This window comes from Methylobacterium amylolyticum (assembly GCF_030700245.1).
Taxonomy (GTDB): Bacteria; Pseudomonadota; Alphaproteobacteria; order Rhizobiales; family Beijerinckiaceae; genus Methylobacterium.
Genome location: NZ_JAUYZI010000018.1, coordinates 60,127 through 82,280, shown reverse-complemented (window position 1 = coordinate 82,280; position 22,154 = coordinate 60,127). Strand labels below are relative to the sequence as shown.

Sequence of the window (22,154 nt, the reverse complement as noted above, 5' to 3'; positions counted from 1 at the left end):
GCGCCCCTCGCGTCAGGCCGGGTCGGGAGAGGGGAGCGACGCTGCCGGACATGGCGCCCGGCAGCGGTCGTCGCGACTTTGCCTGAAGCCGGGCTCCCCTCACCCGACCCCCTTCGGGGGCCGCCCTCTCCCGCGGAGGGGAGAGGGGGGCGCGGGCGGAGGAAAATCCCGAACAGGATCAGTCGGTGCGCTCGACCTCGACCTCCTTGGTCTCCTCCACCTCCGGTGCGACCTGCCCGTAGTTCAGCACCGCCACGAGGGTGGTGCCGCCGAAGACGTTGCCGAGCAGCGTCGGCACGAAGAACCGCTCGACGTAGGTGCCCAGCGTGGCGGCGCCGGTGACCACGAGGTAGAAGGCCTCCACCGAGCCGGCGACGATGTGGGCGAGGCCGCAGAGCGAGACGAGCCACGTCATCAGCAGGATGACGAAGGGCGCGGCGCTGGCCGTGGCCGGCAGGAACCACACCATCAGCGCGATGATCCAGCCCGCGAACACCGCCTTGGTGAAGGTCGCGGTGAAGTCGTGGGCGATGGCGTCGTGGCTGAGCTCGGCGAAAGCCTTCAGCACGGCCGGCGGGAAGGCGCCGGCATAGGCGAGCAGCGTGGCGATGGCCGCGGTGGCGAGGATGTTGCCGGCCAGCACGATCACCCAGAGCCGCAGCACCCGCCACGCGGTCTTGGCCGTGCGGTCGTGCAGCAGCGGCAGGATCGGCGTGATGGTGTTCTCGGTGAACAGTTGCTGGCGCCCGAGCACCACCACGAGGAAGCCGACCGCGTAGCCCATCGAGGTGACGATCTTCGCCCACTCGGCATCCGGCAGGTGCGCCTTGAGCACCCCGGGCACGATCAGCGACAGGGCGATGCTCAGCCCCGCGGAGAAGGCCGAGAGGAACAGGGCGAGGCCGTGGCGGCGCAGCTCCTCGTCGCCCTCCAGGCGGATCACCTCGTGCAGGACGTAGGCGTCCGGCCGGCCGATCTCGGAGACCTCCTTCAGAAGCTCGTCGCGCCGCTCCTCCTTCTCCTTGCCGTTGCGCGCCATCTCCGCCTCGCTCCCCGGCGCCCGGTCCGGGTCGGAGCGGCGCACCGCCGGGATCTATGGCGACGGCGAGCGACGGCGACCGCGCCCGGTGACAGCGGCGGCGCCGATCAGGGGGCGAGGCGCGCTACCAGCGCCGCCACCTCGTCCCGGGCCGCGGCGAGCGCGGCGGCGTCGCGCGCGCGCACGACGATGCGATTCCGAAAACCCTCCGGCGTCATCATCGGGTAGGAGCCGATCGACACCGCCGCGTGGCGCTTGGCGATCTCCGCGAGGTCGCCCGCGTAGGTCCCCTCCGGCACGCCCCGGGCCTCCACCGTCTCGGACAGCATCCGGGCGCCGCCGGAGAGCGTCGGGCCGACCGCGTCGAGCATCGCCTGCATGATCGCCGGCACCCCGGCCATGACCATCACGTTGCCGATGCGGAAGCCCGGCGCCTTGGAGACCGGGTTGGGGATCAGGTCGGCGCCGAACGGGATGCGGGCCATGCGCAGGCGGGCGGCGTTCAGGTCCTCCGGCTTGTGGCGCTCCAGCAGCATGGCGCGGGCGCGCTCGTCCACGTCGATGCCGACGCCGAACGCCTGCGCCACGCAGTCGGCGGTGATGTCGTCGTGGGTCGGGCCGATGCCGCCGGTGGTGAACAGGTAGGTGTAGCGGGTGCGCAGGGCGTTGACCGCCTCGACGATCATCGCCGGCTCGTCGGGGACGATCCGCACCTCGCGCAGGTCGATGCCCGCCGCGGTGAGGTAGTCGGCGATGGTGCCGATGTTCTTGTCCTTGGTGCGGCCGGACAGGATCTCGTCGCCGATGACGAGGATCGCGGCGGTGACGGGATTTTCCTCGGGCGTGCTCATGCGGACCTGTCGGCGGCGGGCTCGGGCGTGCAGATAGCGCGTCTCCCTCCCGGCATCCACGGAGCGCGGCGACAGATGCGATGGACCGGCGCGCTCGTGGAAGGCCGGCTGGTGCGCCGCTACAAGCGCTTCCTCGCCGATATCGAGACCGCGGAGGGGCCGGTGACCGCCCACTGCCCCAATCCCGGGGCGATGCTCGGCCTGACCGCGCCCGGCGCCCGCGCGCTGCTCAGCCGCTCGGCCAACCCGGCGCGCAAGCTGCCGCTCACCTGGGAGCTGGTGGAGGCCGACCTGCCCGGCGGCCCGCAATGGGTCGGGATCAACACGCTGCGCCCGAACGCGCTGGTCGCCGAGGCGTTTCACGCGGGGCGGATCGCGGCGCTCGCGGGCTACGACGCGCTGCGGCCGGAGGTGCGCTACGGGCAGGCGAGCCGAGTCGACTTCCTGGCGAGCGGCGGCACCGCGGGCCCGTGTCACGTCGAGGTGAAGAACTGCCACATGATGCGGGTGCCGGGGCTCGCCGAGTTCCCCGACTGCACCGCCGCCCGCAGCGCCCGGCACATGCGGGAGCTCGCCGCCGTGGTGGCCACGGGCGGCCGGGCGCTGGTGGTGATCGTCGTGCAGATGCGGGCCGATTCCTTCGACGTCGCCCGCGACATCGACCCGGCCTTCGACCGCGCCTTCCGCGAGGCCCGGGCCGCGGGGGTCGAGACCCGCGCCTACCGCTGCGCCGTGGGGCCGGAGGGCGTGACGCTCGCCGACGAGATCCCGGTCGTCACGCCGGCGTGAGGGACGTCGCAGGCGCCCGCCGGGCGTGGTAGAATCCTGAGGCATTCGCTCCGGACCCGTCCCGATGGCCGAACCCGCCCTGAGCGCGCACGCCGCCTTCGACGCCGCCGGCTTCCGCGCGTTCCTCGAAACCCGCCCGGACGGCGAGCGCTGGGAGCTGATCGAGGGGGTTGCCATGCAGTCGGCGGCGCCGCGGATCGCCCACCAGCGGATCGCGAGCAACTTCGAGCGGCACCTCAACGCCGCGCTCCGCCTGCACCGCCCCGCCTGGCGCGCCGATCGCGAGATCGGCATCGAGGTGTCGAGCCGGTCGCGCTACCGGCCCGAGCCGGAGGTCACGGTGATCGACGCGGCGACCGACACCGAGCGCAGCTACACCGACCGGTTCTACCTCGTCATGGAGGTGCCCTCCGCCAGCGACCGCGGGCGCGTGCTGGAGCGCAAGATCGCCTTCTACCGGGCGCACCCGCACAACCGCTTCATCCTGATCGTCGAGCAGGATGCGCTGGCCGCGACGCTGCACGTCCGGAGCGATTCGGAGACGTGGCACGTCGAGACGCTCTCGAGGCCCGGCGACGCGATCGTGCTCGGAGAGCTCGGCGCGGTCTGCACCCTCGCCGAGATCTACGCGGACACGCATCTCGATCCGCGGCGCCTCTGACGCGACGGGTCAGCCGCGCTCGTACATCAGGTTCAGCCGCGAGCGGTGCAGTTCGCGGTAGCCGTGGTTCTCCAGGAGCTTCGGCAGGTCGAGCTGCCACTGGCCGGTGCCGTTCTCGATCAGCAGGAAGCGCGGCAGCAGCGCGGCCGGCGCCTCGCGCAGGAACGGCTCCAGGATCAGGTCCTCGGCGCCCTCCACGTCGAGCTTGATCGCGTCGACGCGGGTCAGGCCCTCGCGGGCCAGGAGGTCGAGGAGCGTCACCGCCGGCACGGTGATGCGCGCAGCCTCGTTGGTGCCGACGATGCGCAGGGAGGATTCGCCCCGGTTGCGCGGATCGATGAACAGGGTCAGCTCGCCCGCCTTGTCGGCCACCGCGCAGGCCACCGCCTTGACCGTGTGGAACGGGTTCTGGGCGATGTTGTAGCTCAGCCGCTCGAACACGTCGGGCTGCGGCTCGACCGCGACGACCCGCGCCTCGGGGCCGGAGAAGGCCGCCACGCACAGGGCGTAGGCGCCGACATTGGCGCCGATGTCGAGGAACACGCAGTCCCGCGGCAGCCGCTCGCGCAGGATCGCCCGCTCGGCGGGATCGAAGAACTGCGGCGTGAACAGCACCTTCTTCTCGCAGTTGTTGTTGTAGGGGTGCAGGCGCATCCGCGCCCCGTAGCGGGTCACGTCGAGGGGCCTGCCGCCCAGCAGCGAGATCGCGATCCGGCGCAGGAACAGCGCGAGGCGGCGCCCGTGCCAGGACTCGGCCGGGATGGCGCCGGTGCGGCGGGTGATGGCCGCCACGAGGCCGGCCGGGGCGTAGGTGCCGTAGGGCTGCGCGTCCGTCTTCACCGGCCGGGTGATGCCAGCAGGGCGGGGCCGCCGCAAGGGCCGCTGCGAGCGCCGCGTTGCCCCGGCTCCCTGCGCTGGTCTAAGCCATCGCCATCAGCGCGGGAGACGGCCGGGGCATGGACCAGTTCGATTCGGACGGGGTGCGGATCGCCTATATCGACGTGCCGCCGGCCCCCTCCGGGTCCGGGGACCCGATCCTGCTGATCCACGGCTTCGCCTCGAACCACGCGGTGAACTGGGTCAACACCCAGTGGGTGCGCGCGCTCGCCCAGGCCGGCTACCGGGTGATCGCGCTGGACAACCGCGGCCACGGCGAGAGCGAGAAGCTCTACGATCCGGCGCTCTATTCCTCCGAGCACATGGCCGGCGACGCGGTGCGGCTCCTCGACCATCTCGGCATCGCCCGCGCCCACGTGATGGGCTACTCGATGGGCGGGCGCATCACCGCCCACGTCGCCCTCGACCACCCGAACCGGGTGCGCGCGGCGCTGATCGGCGGCCTGGGCATGCACCTCGTCGAGGGGCGGGGCCTGCCCTCGGGGATCGCCGAGGCGCTGGAGGCGCCCCCCGGCACGCCCGCCGCCAACCCGACGGCCGCCGCCTTCCGGACCTTCGCCGAGCAGACCCGCAGCGACCTGCGGGCGCTGGCCGCCTGCATGCGCGGCTCGCGCCAGACCCTGAGCCGGGGCGAACTCGCGCAGATCGAGGTGCCCGTTCTCGTCTCGGTCGGCACCCTCGACACGGTGGCGGGCTCGGCCTCGGGGCTGGCGGCGCTGATGCCGGACGCCCGCGCCCTCGACATCGCGGGCAAGGACCACTCCACCGCGGTCGGCGCCCGGCCGCACCGGGAAGGCGTGCTGGCGTTCCTCGCCGCGCAGCCGTGATCTCAGCCGGTTGCCGCGCCCCGTGACGCCGCATCGGCCTCCGCTTCGGCGGAAGCCGTATCAGCTCTTCAGCCGGTAGCCCGTCCGGAAGATGTAGGTGACGAGCCCGAGGCAGATCGCCAGGAACAGCCCGGTCATCGCGAGGCTGACGCCGATGCCGACGTCGGCGGTGCCGAAGAAGGCCCAGCGGAAGCCGCTGATCAGGTAGACCACCGGATTCAGCAGGCTGACCGTGTGCCAGAACGGCGGCAGCATGCTCACCGCGTAGAAGCTGCCGCCGAGGAAGGTCAGCGGCGTCACCACCAGCAGCGGCACGAGCTGGAGCTTCTCGAACCCGTCCGCCCACAGGCCGATGATGAAGCCGAACAGGCTGAAGGTCACCGCCGTGAGCAGCAGGAAGGCGAGCATCCAGACGGGGTGATCGATCCGCAGCGGCACGAACAGGGCCGAGGTCGCGAGGATGATCAGCCCGATCAGGATCGACTTCGAGGCGGCGGCGCCGACGTAGCCCAGCACCACCTCCAGCGGCGAGATCGGCGCCGACAGGATCTCGTAGATCGTGCCGGCGAAGCGCGGGAAGTAGATGCCGAACGAGGCGTTGGCGATGCTCTGCGTCAGCAGCGAGAGCATGATCAGGCCGGGCACGATGAACAGCCCGTAGGGCACCCCGTCCACCGCCGAGACCCGCGAGCCGATCGCGGCGCCGAACACCACGAAGTACAGCGTCGTCGAGATCACCGGCGCGAGGATGCTCTGCCCGGCGGTGCGCCAGAAGCGGCCCATCTCGAACAGGTAGATCGCGCGGACCGCCGGCCAGTTCATGCCCGTCCGTTCGCCCATGTCCTTGCCCATCATTCTGCCGCCCGCGCCTCCTCGCGCACGAGGCCGACGAAGATGTCCTCCAGCGAACTCTGCTCGGTGTGCAGGTCGTTGAAGCGGATGCCGGCGGCGGAGAGCCCGGTGAGCAGGCCGGTGATGCCGGTGCGCTCGGCCTTGGTGTCGTAGGTGTAGACCAACTCCTGGCCTCCCGCGGCGAGGTCGAGGTCGAAGCCCGCCAGATCGTCCGGCAGCGCGTCGAGGGGCGTCTGGAGGTGCAGGGTGAGGCGCTTGCGGCCGAGCTTGCGCATCAGGGCCGCCTTCTCCTCCACGAGGATGATGCGGCCGCTGCGGATCACGCCGATCCGGTCGGCCATCTCCTCCGCCTCCTCGATGTAGTGGGTGGTGAGGATGACGGTGACGCCCTGCCCCCGCAGGTCGCGCACCAGCCGCCACATGTCCTGGCGCAGCTCCACGTCCACGCCCGCGGTCGGCTCGTCGAGGAACAGCACCCGCGGCTCGTGCGAAAGCGCCTTGGCGATCAGCACCCGGCGCTTCATGCCCCCCGAGAGGGTCATCAGCCGGTTGTCGCGCTTGTCCCACAGCGAGAGGGCGCGCAGGGTCCGCTCGATATGGCCCGGATCGGCCTTCAGCCCGAACAGGCCGCGCGAGAAGCTGACCGTGTTCCACACCGTCTCGAACGCGTCGGTGGTTAGCTCCTGCGGCACGAGGCCGATCGCCCGGCGGGCGGCGCGATAATTCCCGGCGATGTCGTGGCCGTCGACGGTGACCGTGCCCGAACTCGGCGTGACGATGCCGCAGACGATGTTGATCAGCGTCGACTTGCCGGCGCCGTTCGGCCCGAGCAGGGCGAAGATCTCGCCGCGCTCGATCGCGAGATCGACCCCGCTGAGGGCGCTGAAGCCCGTGGCGTAGGTCTTGGACAGGTTCGCGATGGAGATGATCGGCATGCAGGCCCGGGCGCTCACGCGGGCGGCCCTATAGCACGCGGCGCCCGACCCTCCAGCGGCGCCGGGTGCGCCCGCGCACGGCGCCGCCCGGTCCCGCGCGCCCTCACGGCTCCGCGCAGCGCTCCAGCATCTGCAGGCACTGGCTGCGCAGCCGCGGATCGCGGATCCGCGAGAAGGCCGACAGGACGGCGGCGCACTCGGCGCTCGACGGGCCGGCCACCGCCACGGGCGCGAGGCCGCGGGCGAAGGCCGTGACCGGCAGGTTCAGCGCGTCCGCGATCTGGCGCAGGAGCCGGGCCCGCTCGTCGGACGCGGAGGTGTCTCGATCGGGCAGGAAGCCTCCCGCGTCCGTCATGGCTTCGTCCGTCGTCGCGCCGCCCGCAGCGGCTGGGGCCGCGCGCGGCGACCCCGTCCAGGTCCGCGGCGCATCTTCAGGATGCGGCGCATATTTGCAACCTGCCGTACCCGTCATCCGGTTCCGGCGGCGTGCGGACGCCGCACCCTCACGGCCACAGGCGCAGCGCGGCGTAACCCAGCAGGACCGCGGCGCCGAGGGCGCGCCGCCAGGGGTTCACGCCGCGCAGGATCTCGTCGCCGGCCCACCAGACCAGGGCGAGGGCGGCCGCGCCGCGGATCCAGGGGATCGCGGGGCCCAGCGCGGCGGGCGCGAGCGCCTCCCCCGCCCAGGCCAGCCCCGACAGGCCGAGGAACAGCCAGAGCGGCGGGTTCGGCCACTGCGCCACGGTGATGGCCCCCGTCCGCCGGTCCCGGAACGCCCAGTCGCGGGCGGCGGCGAGCGGCCCCCGGCCGGGCGGCTCCCCCGAGCGGGGGGTAACGGGCGGTCCGGCGGGGCGCGGCGCGTTCATGGTCGGTCAACCCTGCCCCGGGGAAAGCGTTCGGCGCGGCGGCCACGGACCTTGAAAGGACTCGCCCGGCACCCGCGATCCGGCGATGGTCCGGCATCCCCGACGCCGCCCGGCCCGAGCCCCCCGCAAGAGACGCCCCATGAGCGCCCGCCTCGACGACCTGAAGTTCCTCCTGGCGCTCACCGCCGCGGTGCTGCTCGGCAGCGCGCTCGACCTCATGCTGCGATAGGCCGCCGTGGCGCCACGGCCCGGTGCAGGGCCGCGCGCGCGGAGGATGCGGAGGACCCGGCCCGCGCCGCCCGTGCGGGCGCGGCCGGCAGGGCGACGATGCGCAGGGCCGGCGAAGACCTCCGCCGCGCGGCCGTACCCGGACGCAGCGCGGCCGACAGCTCCGCCGCCCGCGCCCGCCGCTCGGCGCGCAGCCGTAGCAGCCCGAGCGCGAGGCCGAAGAGGCCGGCCGCCTCCAGCGCCAGCGCGATCCCGTATCCCGGCTCCATCCCGCGTCCCGCAAAGCCCCGTCCGTTCCGGGCCTTGGTGCGCTGCGGTGGTTACCGCGACCTTAACCGCGGCGGCGGCTCACCACATGTCGAGGGCGACGCGGGCCTCGTCCGACATCCGGCTCTGGTCCCACGGGGGATCGAACACCATCGTGACCGTGCAGGACTGCACGCCCGGCACCGCCGCGACCGCGTTCTCGACCCAGCCCGGCATCTCGCCGGCCACCGGGCAGCCCGGGGCGGTGAGCGTCATGTCGATCGCCACCTTGCGGTCGTCGTCGATGTCGACCTTGTAGATCAGGCCGAGCTCGTAGATGTCGGCCGGGATCTCGGGGTCGTAGACGCTCTTCAGCGCGGCGACGATGTCGTCGGTGAGGCGGTCCAGCTCGGCCGGCGGGATGGCCGTGGCGCCCGCCACCGCGGGTGCGTTGCTGCCGCCGGTGATGGTGGCGTCGGTGCTCATGGCTCGAACCTCCTCCGGGCGCCGTCTGGCTGGCGACCGGCCCATGTCCCAGAAAATCAGGTGAACAGCATCTCGGCCTTGGCGAGCGCTTCCGCAAGCGCGTCGATCTCGGCGGTGGTGTTGTACAGGCCGAACGAGGCGCGGCAGGTCGAGGTGACGCCGAACCGCGACAGCAGCGGCATGGCGCAGTGGGTGCCGGCGCGGACCGCGACCCCCTGCCGGTCGATCACGGTCGCGATGTCGTGGGCGTGCGCGCCCTTCACCTCGAAGGCGATGACCCCGCCCTTGCCCTTGGCCGTGCCGATCAGCCGGAGCGCGTTCATCGCCCCCAGCCGCGCCTGCGCGTAGTCCGTCAGCATCGCCTCGTGGGCGGCGATGTTCTCGCGCCCGAGCCCCATCATGAATTCCAGCGCGGCGCCGAGCCCCACCGCCTCGACGATCGCCGGGGTGCCGGCCTCGAAGCGGTGCGGGGGATCGTTGTAGGTGATCGCGTCCTGGCTCACGGTGCGGATCATCTCGCCGCCGCCCTGGTAGGGGGGCAGCCGGTCCAGCCATTCCCGCTTGCCGTAGAGCACGCCGATCCCGGTCGGCCCGTAGACCTTGTGGCCGGTGAACACGAAGAAGTCGCAGTCGAGCGCGGCCACGTCCACGGGCTGGTGGACCGCGCTCTGCGCCCCGTCGAGCAGCACCGGCACGCCGTGGGCGTGGGCGATGCGCACGATCTCCGCGGCCGGCGTCACCGTGCCGAGCACGTTCGACATGTGAGTGATCGCCACCATCCTGGTGCGCGGCGTGAACAGCCTTTCGTAGTCCTCGACGAGGAAGTTGCCGTCGTCGTCGACGGGGGCCCACTTGATCACCGCACCGCGCCGCTCGCGCAGGAAATGCCAGGGCACGATGTTGGAGTGGTGCTCCATGATCGACAGGATGATCTCGTCGCCCTCGCCGATCAGCCCGGCCCAGCCCATCGAGGAGGCGACGAGGTTGTAGGCCTCCGTCGCGTTGCGGGTGAAGATGATCTCGTCGGTGGACGCCGCGTTGAGGAACTGGCGCGTCGTCTCGCGGGCGCCCTCGAAACCCTCGGTGGCGGCGTTGGCCATGAAGTGCAGGCCGCGGTGGACGTTGGCGTAGCCCGTCTCCATGCACGCCACCATCGCGTCGATCACGGCCTTCGGCTTCTGCGCCGAGGCGGCGTTGTCGAGGTAGACCAGTGGCTTGCCGTAGACCGTCTCGGACAGGATCGGGAATTCCTTCCGGATCGCCGCGACGTCGTAGGCCGGGTTGAGGACGGGTGCGTTCATCGTCGCGACCTTGGATCCGGGTGCCGGTACAGTGCCTCGCCCCTCCCGACCGCAGCCCTCATCCTGAGGTGCCGGAGCGAAGCGGAGGCCTCGAAGGAGCCCTCCAGATGTCCCGCGATCCCTGGAACCCTCCTTCGAGGCCCGCTGACGCGGGCGCCTCAGGATGAGGGACCGGGTGGGAGAGCGGGGTCCGGCCGGCCTTGACGGAGGCCGGCCGACATGGCGTTCAGCCGCGGGCCTCGAGCCACGCCTCGATCTCGCCGATCAGCGCCGCGCGGGCGCCCTCGTGCGTGACCGCCTCGACCGCCTCGCCGAGGAACGCCTGGACCAGCAGGCTCTCCGCGGTGGCGCGCGGCAGGCCGCGGGCCATCAGGTAGAACAGCAGGTCCTCGTCCGGCGCGCCGCAGGTGGCGCCGTGGCCGCAGGCGACGTCGTCGGCGAAGATCTCCAGCTCCGGCTTGTTCATCATCTGACCTTCGTCGGTCAGCAGCAGGCAGTCGGACTTCATCTTGCCGTCGGTCTGCTGGGCGGCCTGCCGGACGATGATCTTGCCCTGGAACACGCCGGTGGCGTCGCCGTCGATCACCGTCTTGAACATCTCGCGGCCGACGCCGCCCACCGCGGCGTGGTCGGCGAGCAGGGTCGAGTCGGCGAGCTGGCCGGCACCGAGCATGGCGGCGCCGTTGACGACGGCGCTGGTGCCCTCGCCGGCCACGTGCATGTAGATCTGGTGGCGGGACAGCACCGCGCCGGTGACGACGTTGACCGTCTCCAGCCGGGCGTCGTCGTCGAGGCGCACGCTGATCGTCGACAGGGCGATCGCCCCCCTGCCCTCGCGGTTGAGCCGGGCGTGGCGGAAGGCGGCGCCGTTGCCGACCCGCACGTCGAGGGCGTCGTTGGGCTGGTAGGTCACCCCGTCCGGCCCCTCGTGGCTCTCCAGCAGGGTGAACTCGGCGCCCTCGGCCAGCTCCACCAGCACGCGCGTGGCGGTGGAGAAGCCGTCCGTGCCGGCGCCGACGAAGCGCAGGTGCAGCGGGCGCTCCGGCTTGGCGCCGGCCGCCACCGAGATCAGGGCCCCGTCCGCCAGGAAGGCGGTGTTGAGCTGGTAGATCGGGTTCGCCCGGGCCTGCTCCACCGGCGCGAGCAGCTTGAGGCGGGCGTCGCTCTGGGCCAGCGCGGCGTTGAGCGGCGTCACGCGCACGCCCTCGGGCAGGCCGTCGAGGTCCGACAGGGCCGGGACGAGGTGGCCGTTGACGAAGGTGAGACGCGCGGCCTCGATCCCGGCGAAGCCCTTGGCACCGGCGACCGCCGCCCGGGCGGCCTCGTCCGAGGGCGCCTCGGCCGGCGGCGCGGCCTCGGTCATCGCGGCGCGCAGGTCGGTGTACTTGAACGCCTCGACCCGGCGGCTCGGCAGGCCGGTGGCCTCGAAGAACTTGAACGCCTCCTCGCGGCCGATGGCCTCCTCGGTGGCGAAGCTCTTGCGGCCCGCCTCGAACAGGCTCGACAGCCCGGTCTCGGCGGCGGTGCGGAGATTGGCGATGTCGGCCATGTCAGGCGGCCTCGTTCGTGCGGTACTCGGCGTAGCCGGAGGCTTCCAGCTCCAGCGCCAGCTCCTTGCCGCCGCTCTTCACGATCCGGCCCTTCGACATGACGTGCACGGTGTCGGGCACGATGTGGTTCAGGAGCCGCTGGTAGTGGGTGATGACCAGGAACGAGCGGCCCGCCGCCCGCAGGTGGTTCACGCCCTCGGAGACGATGCGCAGCGCGTCGATGTCGAGGCCGGAATCGGTCTCGTCGAGGACGCAGAACTTCGGCTGGAGCAGCGCCATCTGGAGGATCTCCATGCGCTTCTTCTCGCCGCCGGAGAAGCCGACGTTGAGCGCCCGCTTGAGCATCTCCTTGTTGATCTCGAGCCGGTCGGCGGCCGCGTTCACGGCGCGGATGAAGTCGGGGGTCGAGAGCTCGTCCTCGCCGCGCGCCTTGCGCTGGGCGTTCATGCACGCCTTGAGGAAGGTCATGGTGCCGACGCCCGGGATCTCCAGCGGGTACTGGAAGGCGAGGAACAGCCCGGCGGCGGCGCGCTCGTCGGCGGCCATCTCCAGCACGTCCTGGCCGTCGAGCAGGATCTGCCCGTCGAGAACCTCGTAATCCTCCTTGCCGGCGATCACGTAGGACAGCGTCGACTTGCCCGAGCCGTTCGGGCCCATGATCGCGGCGACCTCGCCATCCTTCACGGTGAGGTCGAGGCCGTTGAGGATGCGGTTGTCCTCGATCTGCACGACGAGGTTCTTGATCTCAAGCATCGTTCTCGTAGTCCTGTTCGAATCCGATCGTCCCTCTCCCCGTTGCGGGAGAGGGTGGCCCTCGCGTCAGCGAGGGTCGGGAGAGGGGAGCGCCGTATCCGGAGAGGTCGCAGCGGGCGCCACATACGGCCGCGTCGCGCTGCCCCTCTCCCGCCTGCTCCGCAGGCACCCTCCCCCGCCGAAGGGGGAGGGAGATGGCACTTATCTTTCCTAGGCCGTCAGCCCACCGAGCCTTCCAGGCTGATCGAGATCAGCTTCTGGGCCTCCACCGCGAACTCCATCGGCAGTTGCTGCAGCACGTCGCGGACGAAGCCGTTGACGATCAGCGCGGTCGCCTCCTCCTCGGAGAGGCCGCGCTGCTGGCAGTAGAACTTCTGGTCCTCGGAGATCTTCGAGGTGGTGGCCTCGTGCTCGAACACCGCGGAGGCGTTCTTCGACTCGATGTAGGGCACGGTGTGCGCCCCGCACTGATCGCCGATCAGCAGGCTGTCGCAGTTGGTGAAGTTGCGCGCACCCTTGGCCTTCCTGTGGGCCGAGACGAGGCCGCGATAGGTGTTCTGCGAGCGCCCGGCCGAGATGCCCTTGGAGATGATCCGGCTGGTGGTGTTCTTGCCCAGGTGGATCATCTTGGTGCCGGAATCGACCTGCTGCATGCCGTTCGACACCGCGATCGAGTAGAACTCGCCGCGGGAATCGTCGCCGCGCAGGATGCAGGACGGGTACTTCCAGGTGATCGCCGAGCCGGTCTCGACCTGGGTCCACGAGATCTTCGAGCGGGCGCCGCGGCAGTCGCCGCGCTTGGTCACGAAGTTGTAGATCCCGCCCTTGCCGTCGTTGTCGCCCGGGTACCAGTTCTGGACGGTGGAGTACTTGATCTCGGCGTCCTCAAGGGCGACGAGCTCGACCACCGCGGCGTGGAGCTGGTTGTCGTCGCGCTTCGGGGCCGTGCAGCCTTCGAGGTACGAGACGTAGGAGCCCTTGTCGGCGATGATCAGCGTGCGCTCGAACTGGCCGGTATCGCGCTCGTTGATGCGGAAGTAGGTCGACAGCTCCATCGGGCAGCGCACGCCCGGCGGGATGTAGACGAACGAGCCGTCCGAGAAGACCGCCGAGTTCAGCGTCGCGAAGAAGTTGTCGGTCACCGGGACGACCGAGCCGAGGTACTTCTTCACCAGCTCCGGATGCTCGCGCACGGCCTCCGAGATCGGCATGAAGATGACGCCGGCCTTCTCCAGCTCCTTCTTGAAGGTGGTCGCGACCGAGACCGAGTCGAACACGGCATCGACGGCGACGCGGCGCTCGGGGGCGATGCCCTCCAGCACCTCGACCTCGCGCAGCGGGATGCCGAGCTTCTCGTAGGTCTTGAGGATCTCGGGGTCGATCTCGTCGAGCGACTCCGGCCCCTGACGCTTCGGGGCGGCGTAGTAGTAGATGTCGTCGTAGTCGACCCGGTCGTAGGAGACCCGCGCCCACTCCGGCTCCTTCATCGTCTGCCAGCGCTTGTAGGCGTCGAGGCGCCATTCGAGCAGCCACGCGGGCTCGTTCTTCTTGCCTGAGATGAAGCGGATCACGTCCTCGGAGATGCCCTTCTCGGACTTCTCCATCTCGATCGTGGTCTCAAACCCGTACTTGTACTGATCGAGATCGATCGCGCGGACCCGGTCGATGGTTTCCTGCACGGCAGGCATCAGCGTCTCCTGGCAAGCCCGGCGTCAAGGGCCGGGAAGCGTGTGCGAATGGCTTGGGACGCGGCTCTCAGGCCGCGCGCCCTCGCCGCTCATATAGGGATGTTGCGATCCGTTCGAAGGCGTCGAGGAAGCGCAGGGCGTCCCCCTCGACGGTATTCCAGCCGAGGCTGACGCGCAGCGCCCCCGCGGCCAGCGCAGGGCTCACGCCCATCGCCGCCAGCGTCGCCGAGCGGGCCACCTTCCCCGACGCGCAGGCCGAGCCCGAGGACACGGCCACCCCCGCGAGGTCGAGGGCAATCAGCGCCGCGGGCGCGTCGAGCCCGGGCACGGCGAAGCCCAGGGTGTTGGGCAGGCGCGGGGCGTGCGCGCCGAACACGACCGCGTCCGGGGCGCGGGCCAGCACGCCGGCCTCGATCCGGTCGCGCAGGTCCGCGAGGCGCGCGGCCTCCCCGTCGCGCGTCTCGCCGGCGATACGGGCCGCCTCGCCCAGGCCGACGATGCCCGGCAGGCACTCGGTGCCGCAGCGCAGCCGCGCCTCCTGCCCGCCGCCGCGGACGAAGGCCGCGTCGAGACTCACGCCCGGAGCGAGCACCAGCGCGCCGACGCCCTTCGGCGCGGCGAACTTGTGGCCCGACAGGGTCAGCGCGTCGAGGCCGAGCGCCGCCATGTCGAGGGGGATCTTGCCCACCGCCTGCACCGCGTCGCTGTGGACGAGCGCGCGGCCGTGGGCGCGGGCCAGGGCGACGATCCCGGGCAGCGGCTGGACCACGCCGGTCTCGTTGTTGGCGGCGTGGACCGAGACCAGCACCGCCTCCCCCGCCAGCGCCGCGAGCCGCGCCTCCAGGGCGTCGAGGTCGATCACCCCGTCCGCCGTCACCGGCAGGGTCTCGGCCTGCGCGAAGCGGTGGCCCGCGGCGACGCAGGGGTGCTCGCTCGCCCCGTAGAGCAGGCGCGTCGGGCTCGTGCTCCCCCGGCGCAGCGCCCCGGACAGGACGGCGTTGGCCGCCTCGGTGCCGCCGCTCGTGAACACCACCTGCTGGGCCTGCGCGCCGACCAGCGCCGCCACCGGCCCGCGGGCCGCCTCCAGCGCGGCGCGGGCGGCGCGCCCCTCCGCGTGGACCGAGGACGGGTTGCCGGGCAGGGTGAGCGCGCGCGCGACCGCCTCCGCCACGGCCGGGCGGACCGGGGCGGTGGCGTTGTGGTCGAGATAGGCGCGCGGCTGGCTCATCCGGCCTCGTGATTCCCTGTTCCGCGTTGATCCCGCGCCACATTTGCTTGCGCGCGGGCCGGCGCCCCGTGCTATGGCGCGCCACCGAAATTTCGTCCCGCCGACCGACGGGCTCTCGGGCGGGCCGTCGGCGCTTGATGCCGGGCCGCCTTGTTTGGAACGATTCCAATCGTCTGGAATCGTTCTAAGAGCGCTTGTATGGTGCGCGCGCGGCGAGTCAAGGCTGTCTCGCGCCCCGGTCGGCGGCGCGAGCGGCGGCGCGAGCGAGTGAGCAGGTATGCCCGAAGTCATCTTCACCGGTCCCGCCGGCCGCCTCGAAGGCCGCTACCAGGCCCCGAAGAAGCGCGGCGCGCCCATCGCCATCGTGCTGCACCCGCACCCCCAGTTCGGGGGCACCATGAACAATCAAATTGTGTACAACCTTTTCTACACCTTCGCCAACCGCGGATTCGCGGCCCTGCGCTTCAATTTCCGCGGGGTCGGGCGCAGCCAGGGGGCGTTCGACCACGGCTCCGGGGAACTGTCGGACGCGGCCGCCGCCCTCGACTGGGTGCAGTCGGTCAACCCCGAGGCGAAGTCGTGCTGGATCGCGGGCGTCTCGTTCGGCTCTTGGATCGGCATGCAGCTCCTGATGCGCCGCCCGGAGATCGAGGGCTTCATCTCGATCGCGGCGATGGCCAACCGCTACGACTTCACCTTCCTCGCCCCCTGCCCCTCCTCGGGCCTGTTCGTGCACGGCTCCGAGGACCGGGTGGCCCCGGCCCGGGAGGTCATGCCGGTGATCGAGAAGGTGAAGACCCAGAAGGGCGTCATCATCGAGCACCAGATGGTCGAGGGCGCCAACCACTTCTTCGACGGCAAGGTCGAGGAGCTGACGCAGACGGTCGACACCTACCTCGACAAGCGCCTCGGCAAGCGCGACGAGGCCGCCTGAGCGGCCCTGGTCGGGGGGCCAAACGTCGCAGGATCGGGGCGTTCGTGAGAGGTTCATCGCGCGCGAACGGCGTTCGCGCGCACGGAAGCCGGTGATCGCCGCGCCTTGACGGGGGGAGGGTCGGGGAATACGGCCCGGGCCGACCCTATCGCGTGACGCAGCCGCAGGACTGATGACAGACAGCCCGTCCGAGCAACCCGTGGTGCTGCTGGTCGAGGACGACGGCCTCCTGCTGATGGAGGCGTCCGACACGCTGGCGGATGCCGGGTTCACGGTGCTGGAGGCGACCCACGCCGACAAGGCGCTGAAGGTGCTGGAGAACCGGGACGACGTCGAGGTGCTGATGACCGACGTCGACATGCCCCAGGGCTCGATGGACGGCTTCGCGCTCGCCCGTCTGGTCGCCCACCGATGGCCGACGATTCCCGTGCTGGTCGTCTCGGGGATGGGCACGCCGGGGCCCGACGACATGCCCGACGGCGCCCGCTTCATCCCCAAGCCCTACGAGCCGTCGACCCTGGTGCGCACCCTGCGCGCCTTCATCCGCCGCGCCGCCTGAGGCATGGGACCGGTCGGCCTCGACGATCCGGCTTCGAGGCCGTATCGAGAGCCATGACGGACAGCACCCGACCGCACCGCTTCGCGACCCAGGCGATCCACGCCGGCGCGAGCCCCGACCCGGCCACCGGCGCGCGGGTCCAGCCGATCTACTTCACCAACGGCTTCGTGTTCGATTCGACCGAGCAGGCGGCCGACATCTTCGCCGTGCGCAAGACCGGCTACTCCTACTCGCGCGGCTCGAACCCGACGGTGGCCGCGCTGGAGCGCCGGGTGGCGGCGCTGGAGGGCGCCAAGGCGGCGATCGCCGTCGCCTCCGGCCAGTCGGCCGTGCTGCTCGTGCTGATGACGCTGCTGCGCTCGGGCGACGCCTACGTCGCCTCGCCGCGCCTGTTCGGCGGCTCGCTCGGCCTGATGCGCCGCCTCGACGGCCGCTACGACCTCAGGCCCCGCTTCGCCAAGGGCATGACGCCGGAGGATTTCGAGGCGGCGATCACGCCGGAGTGCCGGGCGATCGTCTGCGAATCGATCGTCAACCCGTGCGGCTACGTCACGGATCTCGAAGGGGTCGCCGCGGTCGCCCGCCGCCACGGCCTGCCGCTCGTCGTGGACAATACGCTGGCCTCCCCGGCCCTGATCCGGCCGATCGAGCACGGCGCCGACATCGTCGTGCACTCGACCTCGAAGTTCCTCGGCGGTTCCGGCCAGACCATCGGCGGGGTGATCTGCGATGCCGGCTCGTTCGACTGGGTCAAGGCCGGCGGCTACGACCTGATCAACGGCCCCTGGCCCGACTACGACGGGCTCGTCATCCCCGAGCGCTTCCCCGAGACGCCGTTCGCGGTGGCCTGCCGGCTGTTCGGCCTGCGCGACCTCGGCCCCGGCCTGTCGCCGATGAACGCCTTCCTGACGCTCACCGGCATCGAGACCCTTCCGCTGCGCATGGAGCGCCACTGCGCCAACGCCAAGGCGGTGGCCGCCTTCCTCAAGGACCACCCGAAGGTCGCCTGGGTGAGCTACCCCGGCCTGCCCGGCCAGACCGGCGAGGAGAACGCCCGGCGCTACACGCCGCAGGGGCCCGGCTCGATCTTCACGGTCGCGCTGAAGGGCGGCGAGCCGGCGGCGCTGGCCTTCATCGCCGGGCTCGAACTCGTCTCGCACCTCGTGAACATCGGCGAGATCAAGTCGCTCGCGATCCATCCGGCCACCACCACGCATCGCCAGCTCCCGGATTCCGAGAAGGCCGCCGCCTTCGTCGGCCCCGAGACGGTGCGCCTGTCGATCGGCCTGGAGAACGCGGAGGACCTGATCGCCGACATCGCGCAGGCGCTGGACAGGGTCGATTGATCGGACGGATGCGCGGTCTTGGCCCGCGTCGTTCCGCCGGCTCGGGACCTGGACAATCCGGAAGCTTCGCGCGCCGCGCGGATCCCTCGAAGGATAAGCTCTTTCTGTGTGCAGGGTCCCGGTGCAGAATGAGCCCATGACCGACCTTCTCGAGAAGGCGTTGAAGGCCGCGCGCGGCCTCCCTCCCGCCCTGCAGGACGACATCGCGCGCGTCGTGCTCACGCTGGCCGGGGATGACGCCTCGATCTATCAGCTTACCCCGGAGGAGGAGGCGGACTTGGCCGAATCCGACGCAGAGGTGGCGCGCGGTGACTTCGCCACCGACGAAGAAGTCCGCGCGATGTGGGCGAAGCACGGCCTGTGAAGGTCCGCTACACGCGCACCATCATCCGGCAGATCGACACCGCCGTGATTTATCTGGCGACGCAGAACCCCCAGGCCGCACGCGGTTTGCGGGATCGTATCTCCGCTGTGGTCGCACTGCTGCGAATGCACCTCCACAGCGCGCGCGAGACCAGCAAGCGGGACATCCGGCGCTTCCCGCTGGGCACTTATCCCTATCTCCTCGATTATTCGGTCGGGGAGGACGAGATCGTGCTGCGCCGGTTCCGCCACACGTCGCGGCGGCCCCTCGCATGATCGACGGTCACGCCCGCGTCTCGACCGGCGCGGGGGCGAAGGGCGGCCGCAGGCACGGTGTGAAGCCGGGCGCTGGACCGAGACGCGCCGACCTGCGGTGATGCGGGGGCTCTCGCACCCCCGATCTGCCTGATCCGCGGCGATCCCGACGGGACGCCGCGGACCGAGCGCCTTATCGACGCCGCTCCAGGATCGACACGTAGTTGGCCACCGCGGCGCCGCCCATGTTGAAGATGCCGGCGAGTTTGGCGTCCGGCACCTGCATCTCGCCGGCCTCGTTCATCAGTTGCAGGCAGGCCATGACGTGCATCGACACGCCGGTGGCGCCCACCGGGTGGCCCTTGGCCTTGAGGCCGCCGGACGGGTTGATCGGCAGCCGGCCGCCCTTCTCCGCCAGCCCCTCGCGGACCACGCGGTAGCCCTCGCCGGGGGCGGCGAGCCCCATCGCCTCGTACTCGATCAGCTCGGCGATGGTGAAGCAGTCGTGGGTCTCGACGAAGGAGAGGTCGTCGTTGGTGATCCCCGCCTGGGCGCGGGCCTTGTCCCAGGCGCGGCGGCCGCCCTCGAAGGCGGTGGGGTCGCGCCGCGACAGGGGCAGGATGTCGTTGACGTGGGCCCGGGCGCGGAAGCCGATCGCCCGCTCCAGCCCCTCCGCCGTCTCGGCGTCGGCGACGACGATGGCCGCGGCCCCGTCCGAGATCAGCGAGCAGTCGGTGCGCCGCAGGGGCGCGGCGACGTAGGGGTTCTTCTCGGAGATCCGGTTGCAGAAGTCGAAGCCGAAATCCTTGCGCATCTGCGCGTAGGGGTTGGCGACGCCGTTGCGGTGGTTCTTGGCGGCGATCCGCGCCAGTTCCTCGCTGCGGTCGCCGTAGCGCTGGAAGTAGCCCGCCGCGATCCGCCCGAACACGCCCGCGAAGCCGCCCTCGATGTCGGCCTCCTCCTTGCGGTAGGAGGCGCTGAGCAGGATGTCGCTGGTCTCGGGCACGGACTTGGCCGTCATCTTCTCGGCGCCGACCACCAGGGCGATCCGACCGCGGCCGCTGTCCACGAAGTCGAGGGCCGCGTAGAGGGCGGCCGAGCCGGTGGCGCAGGCGTTCTCCAGGTGGGTCGCGGGGACGTGGGCGAGGCCCGGGCGGTGGAGCGCGACCTGCGCGCCCTCGAACCCCTGCTTCGAGAAGCCGGTGTTCATCACGCCGACGTAGATCCCGTCGACGTCGGCCTCCGCCACGCCGGCATGGGCCAGCGCCTCGCCGGAGACCCGGGCGATCAGGCTCTCGACGTCCGGATCCTCCAGCTTGCCGAAGGGGGTGTGGGCCCAGCCCACGATGCAGGCGCGCGTCATTCCAAGATGTCTCCCGTTCCCCGGACGATGGGCCCGGCGGGGCTCGCGATCAAGGCCGGTGCAGGGATGATCGGGCAGCGCTCGTGATCTGCCGGCATCGTGTCCGGCCTCACGGCCGGGTCGGGACAGGGGAGCCCAGCTCCAACAGAGGTCTTCGCGGCCGATAGCCGTCCGCCACCGTCTGCACCGGTGCTCCCCTCACCCGACGCCCTTCGGGCGCCACGCTCTCCCGCATAGGGGAGAGAGGGAGGGAAGCGCCGCCTTCACCCGAGCGCCAGCGGCACCCCGGTCTCCTCCGCCAGCCGGCCCAGGTCCGCCAGCGTATCCTCGGGCAGGACGAGCCCCTCGGCGCGGTGACGGGCTTCGGCCCGCGCCTCGATCTCGCCGGGATAGAAGACCTCGTCGAACCCTTGGGCGAGCGGCACGCCCTTCAACTCGGTGATCAGCGCCTCCATGCGGGCGGCGAAATCCTCGGGGGGCTGGAAGCGGGCGATGTCGAGGGCGAGCAGGAACTGGCCGGCGCCGCTGCGGCGCTCGGCTTGGTAGGGGCCGGCGACGCCGGTGCCCGACGCGCTGCCCGCGAGCACCCCCGACAGCATGTCCATCATCACGGCGATGGCGTAGCCCTTGTGCCCGGCCATCGGCAGGACGATCCCCTCGATCGCCGCCGCCGGGTCGGTGGTGGGCGCGCCAGCGGCATCGAGCGCCCACCCTTCCGGAATCGGCAGTCCCTTCTGGCGGGCGAGGTAGATCTTGCCGCGGGCGACGCCGGTGTTGGCGATGTCGAGCACCATCGGCGCGTGGCGGCCGGCCGGCGCCGCCCACGACCACGGATTGTTGCCGACCACCTTCTCCCGGCCGCCCCACGGCGCCATCGACGGGCTGGCGTTGGTGGACAGGAAGCCGACGCAGCCCGCCCGCGCCGCCATGCGCGTGTAGTACATGGCGGTGCCGAAATGCCCGGAGTTCCGGAGCGCCACGGCACCGATCCCGTGCGCCCGCGCCCGGGTGACCGCCTCGTCCATGGCGCGGGCGGTGAGCACCTGCCCCATCGCGTCGCGCCCGTCGATCACCGCCACCGCGCCGGCATCGACCACCGTCTCCGGCTCCGCCACCGCGGCGCAGACGCCGGAGCGCAGCCGCGCGACGTACCAGGACAGGCGCATGACCCCGTGGGACTGGTGTCCCCAGAGGTCGGCCTGGACGAGGGTGTCGGCGCTGAGCCGCGCGTCGGCCTCCGGCATCCCGCAGCGGACGTAGACCGCGGTGGCGAAGGCGAGCAGGCGCTCTGGGTCGATCGTGCCGGTCATTCAACCCCTCCTCCTCGCGCTCCTGCGGATCACCGCAGGTGGAACGCGACCCAGGCCACCGCCAGCAGCACGATCCCCGTGAGCAGCCAGCGGGCGTTCCGCCTCATCCCGTGAAGAGATCCGGATGGCGCGCGCGCAGCGCCAGGACCAAAGTCAGGGTCTTGAGGTCGACCAGCCCGCCCGCGTCCGCCAGCCGGCCCAGCTCGGCCAGCGGCATCTCGACCACGCGGATGTTCTCGTGCTCGCCCTCGGCCCCGCCGCCGGGCTCGACGCGGTCGCCGGGCCCGTAGGCCGCGAGGAAGAGGTGGATCCGCTCCGTCGAGATGCCCGCGCAGGAATAGGCCGCACCGACCGGCTCCAGCGCGCCGAGCCGCAGTCCTACCTCCTCCAGCGCCTCGCGCCGGACGTTCTCCTCCGGCCCGCCGTCGTCGATGAGCCCGGCGGGCGCCTCCAGATGCGTCTGGTGGCCCTCGGCGTGCAGGGCCGGCACCCGCAGCTCCCGGACCAGGGTCGCGACCCGCCGCCTGGGATCGTAGGGCAGCACGCCCACCGAGTCGCCGTGGTCCTCGATCTCGCGCTCGACGATCGCCCCGTCGGCGAGCCGCACGGTGGCGATCCCGAACCGGCTCCACCCCTCGTGCACGTACCGGATCGTCTGGATTTCAGCCTTCATGGCGTTGCCGGAGGTTGAGTTCAGGGATTGTCGGGCGTCGTCTGGCAGGCGCGCGGCTCCCCTCCCCACAAGGGGGAGGAGAGGCCCGTCGGCGACCGTCCGCAGAACGATGCGCAGATGTCGTAACCCGCGGAGGGCGGACGTCGTGCCCGCC

The 22,154-nt window shown here is 71.5% G+C and carries 25 protein-coding genes; 8 read left to right on the top strand and 17 right to left on the bottom strand.

Annotated features, from left to right (window positions below):
- Positions 1–178: 178 nt before the first annotated feature.
- A complete protein-coding gene (locus Q8W71_RS14560) occupies positions 179–1,039 on the bottom strand; it encodes a formate/nitrite transporter family protein (protein WP_305526131.1) in 861 nt (286 codons plus the stop codon).
- Between the two features lie 107 nt (positions 1,040–1,146).
- Entirely contained in the window at positions 1,147–1,890 is a 744-nt protein-coding gene (locus Q8W71_RS14555) for a competence/damage-inducible protein A (RefSeq protein WP_305526100.1), read from the bottom strand.
- Positions 1,891–1,965: 75 nt separating this feature from the next.
- Here Q8W71_RS14555 and sfsA point away from each other — a divergent pair, with 75 nt between their 5' ends.
- Positions 1,966–2,679, top strand: a complete 714-nt coding sequence (gene sfsA, locus Q8W71_RS14550) for a DNA/RNA nuclease SfsA (protein ID WP_305526099.1) — start codon at positions 1,966–1,968, stop codon at positions 2,677–2,679.
- A 64-nt stretch (positions 2,680–2,743) separates the two neighbouring features.
- Positions 2,744–3,340, top strand: a complete 597-nt coding sequence (locus Q8W71_RS14545; RefSeq protein WP_305526098.1) for a Uma2 family endonuclease — start codon at positions 2,744–2,746, stop codon at positions 3,338–3,340.
- Positions 3,341–3,349: 9 nt separating this feature from the next.
- Here the strand turns inward: Q8W71_RS14545 and Q8W71_RS14540 are convergent, their stop codons facing one another.
- Positions 3,350–4,180 (bottom strand): FkbM family methyltransferase, encoded by an 831-nt coding sequence (locus Q8W71_RS14540; protein ID WP_305526097.1) that lies wholly within the window; start codon positions 4,178–4,180, stop codon positions 3,350–3,352.
- 116 nt (positions 4,181–4,296) lie between these two features.
- Here Q8W71_RS14540 and Q8W71_RS14535 point away from each other — a divergent pair, with 116 nt between their 5' ends.
- Positions 4,297–5,064 carry an alpha/beta fold hydrolase gene (locus Q8W71_RS14535; protein WP_305526096.1) on the top strand — a complete coding sequence of 256 codons (768 nt, stop codon included), beginning with the start codon at positions 4,297–4,299 and terminating at the stop codon, positions 5,062–5,064.
- A 60-nt stretch (positions 5,065–5,124) separates the two neighbouring features.
- Here the strand turns inward: Q8W71_RS14535 and Q8W71_RS14530 are convergent, their stop codons facing one another.
- The 11 genes from Q8W71_RS14530 to Q8W71_RS14480 form a co-directional block, all read right to left on the bottom strand.
- Complete coding sequence (locus tag Q8W71_RS14530) at positions 5,125–5,886, bottom strand: ABC transporter permease (RefSeq protein WP_305526130.1); 762 nt, start codon at positions 5,884–5,886, stop codon at positions 5,125–5,127.
- 29 nt (positions 5,887–5,915) lie between these two features.
- On the bottom strand, positions 5,916–6,851 hold the full coding sequence (locus Q8W71_RS14525) for an ABC transporter ATP-binding protein (RefSeq protein WP_305526095.1): 936 nt from the start codon (positions 6,849–6,851) through the stop codon (positions 5,916–5,918).
- Positions 6,852–6,954: 103 nt separating this feature from the next.
- Positions 6,955–7,206 carry a hypothetical protein gene (locus tag Q8W71_RS14520; RefSeq protein ID WP_305526094.1) on the bottom strand — a complete coding sequence of 84 codons (252 nt, stop codon included), beginning with the start codon at positions 7,204–7,206 and terminating at the stop codon, positions 6,955–6,957.
- A 148-nt stretch (positions 7,207–7,354) separates the two neighbouring features.
- Complete coding sequence (locus tag Q8W71_RS14515) at positions 7,355–7,717, bottom strand: hypothetical protein (protein WP_305526093.1); 363 nt, start codon at positions 7,715–7,717, stop codon at positions 7,355–7,357.
- A 215-nt stretch (positions 7,718–7,932) separates the two neighbouring features.
- On the bottom strand, positions 7,933–8,214 hold the full coding sequence (locus Q8W71_RS14510; RefSeq protein ID WP_305526092.1) for a hypothetical protein: 282 nt from the start codon (positions 8,212–8,214) through the stop codon (positions 7,933–7,935).
- Between the two features lie 79 nt (positions 8,215–8,293).
- The gene (locus tag Q8W71_RS14505; RefSeq protein WP_305526091.1) at positions 8,294–8,677 is read right to left on the bottom strand and encodes an SUF system Fe-S cluster assembly protein; all 384 of its coding nucleotides are present in this window, start codon (positions 8,675–8,677) and stop codon (positions 8,294–8,296) included.
- 56 nt (positions 8,678–8,733) lie between these two features.
- Positions 8,734–9,978 (bottom strand): cysteine desulfurase, encoded by a 1,245-nt coding sequence (locus tag Q8W71_RS14500; RefSeq protein WP_305526090.1) that lies wholly within the window; start codon positions 9,976–9,978, stop codon positions 8,734–8,736.
- A gap of 226 nt (positions 9,979–10,204) precedes the next feature.
- The gene (locus Q8W71_RS14495) at positions 10,205–11,527 is read right to left on the bottom strand and encodes a SufB/SufD family protein (protein WP_305526089.1); all 1,323 of its coding nucleotides are present in this window, start codon (positions 11,525–11,527) and stop codon (positions 10,205–10,207) included.
- Between the two features lies 1 nt (position 11,528).
- Complete coding sequence (gene sufC / locus Q8W71_RS14490) at positions 11,529–12,281, bottom strand: Fe-S cluster assembly ATPase SufC (RefSeq protein WP_305526088.1); 753 nt, start codon at positions 12,279–12,281, stop codon at positions 11,529–11,531.
- 218 nt (positions 12,282–12,499) lie between these two features.
- Positions 12,500–13,969 carry a Fe-S cluster assembly protein SufB gene (gene sufB, locus Q8W71_RS14485; protein ID WP_305526087.1) on the bottom strand — a complete coding sequence of 490 codons (1,470 nt, stop codon included), beginning with the start codon at positions 13,967–13,969 and terminating at the stop codon, positions 12,500–12,502.
- 67 nt (positions 13,970–14,036) lie between these two features.
- Positions 14,037–15,197, bottom strand: a complete 1,161-nt coding sequence (locus tag Q8W71_RS14480; RefSeq protein ID WP_305526086.1) for a cysteine desulfurase family protein — start codon at positions 15,195–15,197, stop codon at positions 14,037–14,039.
- 277 nt (positions 15,198–15,474) lie between these two features.
- On the opposite strand from Q8W71_RS14480, the gene Q8W71_RS14475 reads away from it, so the two are divergent.
- From Q8W71_RS14475 to Q8W71_RS14455, 5 genes are all read left to right on the top strand, one after another.
- Positions 15,475–16,131, top strand: coding sequence for an alpha/beta hydrolase (locus Q8W71_RS14475; protein WP_305526085.1), 657 nt, complete (start codon positions 15,475–15,477; stop codon positions 16,129–16,131).
- 172 nt (positions 16,132–16,303) lie between these two features.
- Positions 16,304–16,690, top strand: a complete 387-nt coding sequence (locus Q8W71_RS14470; protein ID WP_305526084.1) for a response regulator — start codon at positions 16,304–16,306, stop codon at positions 16,688–16,690.
- A 53-nt stretch (positions 16,691–16,743) separates the two neighbouring features.
- Entirely contained in the window at positions 16,744–18,036 is a 1,293-nt protein-coding gene (locus tag Q8W71_RS14465) for an O-acetylhomoserine aminocarboxypropyltransferase/cysteine synthase family protein (protein WP_305526083.1), read from the top strand.
- A gap of 136 nt (positions 18,037–18,172) precedes the next feature.
- Positions 18,173–18,400 (top strand): hypothetical protein, encoded by a 228-nt coding sequence (locus tag Q8W71_RS14460; RefSeq protein WP_305526082.1) that lies wholly within the window; start codon positions 18,173–18,175, stop codon positions 18,398–18,400.
- Positions 18,397–18,675, top strand: a complete 279-nt coding sequence (locus tag Q8W71_RS14455; protein WP_305526081.1) for a type II toxin-antitoxin system RelE/ParE family toxin — start codon at positions 18,397–18,399, stop codon at positions 18,673–18,675. The genes Q8W71_RS14460 and Q8W71_RS14455 overlap by 4 nt, the downstream gene beginning before the upstream one ends.
- Before the next feature lie 172 nt (positions 18,676–18,847).
- Here Q8W71_RS14455 and Q8W71_RS14450 read toward each other — a convergent pair whose 3' ends face one another.
- The 3 genes from Q8W71_RS14450 to Q8W71_RS14440 form a co-directional block, all read right to left on the bottom strand.
- The gene (locus tag Q8W71_RS14450) at positions 18,848–20,017 is read right to left on the bottom strand and encodes an acetyl-CoA acetyltransferase (RefSeq protein WP_305526080.1); all 1,170 of its coding nucleotides are present in this window, start codon (positions 20,015–20,017) and stop codon (positions 18,848–18,850) included.
- A gap of 263 nt (positions 20,018–20,280) precedes the next feature.
- Positions 20,281–21,327: an Ldh family oxidoreductase gene (locus Q8W71_RS14445; RefSeq protein WP_305526079.1), complete on the bottom strand. Its 1,047-nt coding sequence runs from the start codon at positions 21,325–21,327 to the stop codon at positions 20,281–20,283.
- Positions 21,328–21,430: 103 nt separating this feature from the next.
- Positions 21,431–22,000 carry an NUDIX domain-containing protein gene (locus Q8W71_RS14440; RefSeq protein ID WP_305526078.1) on the bottom strand — a complete coding sequence of 190 codons (570 nt, stop codon included), beginning with the start codon at positions 21,998–22,000 and terminating at the stop codon, positions 21,431–21,433.
- Between the last annotated feature and the right edge of the window lie 154 nt (positions 22,001–22,154).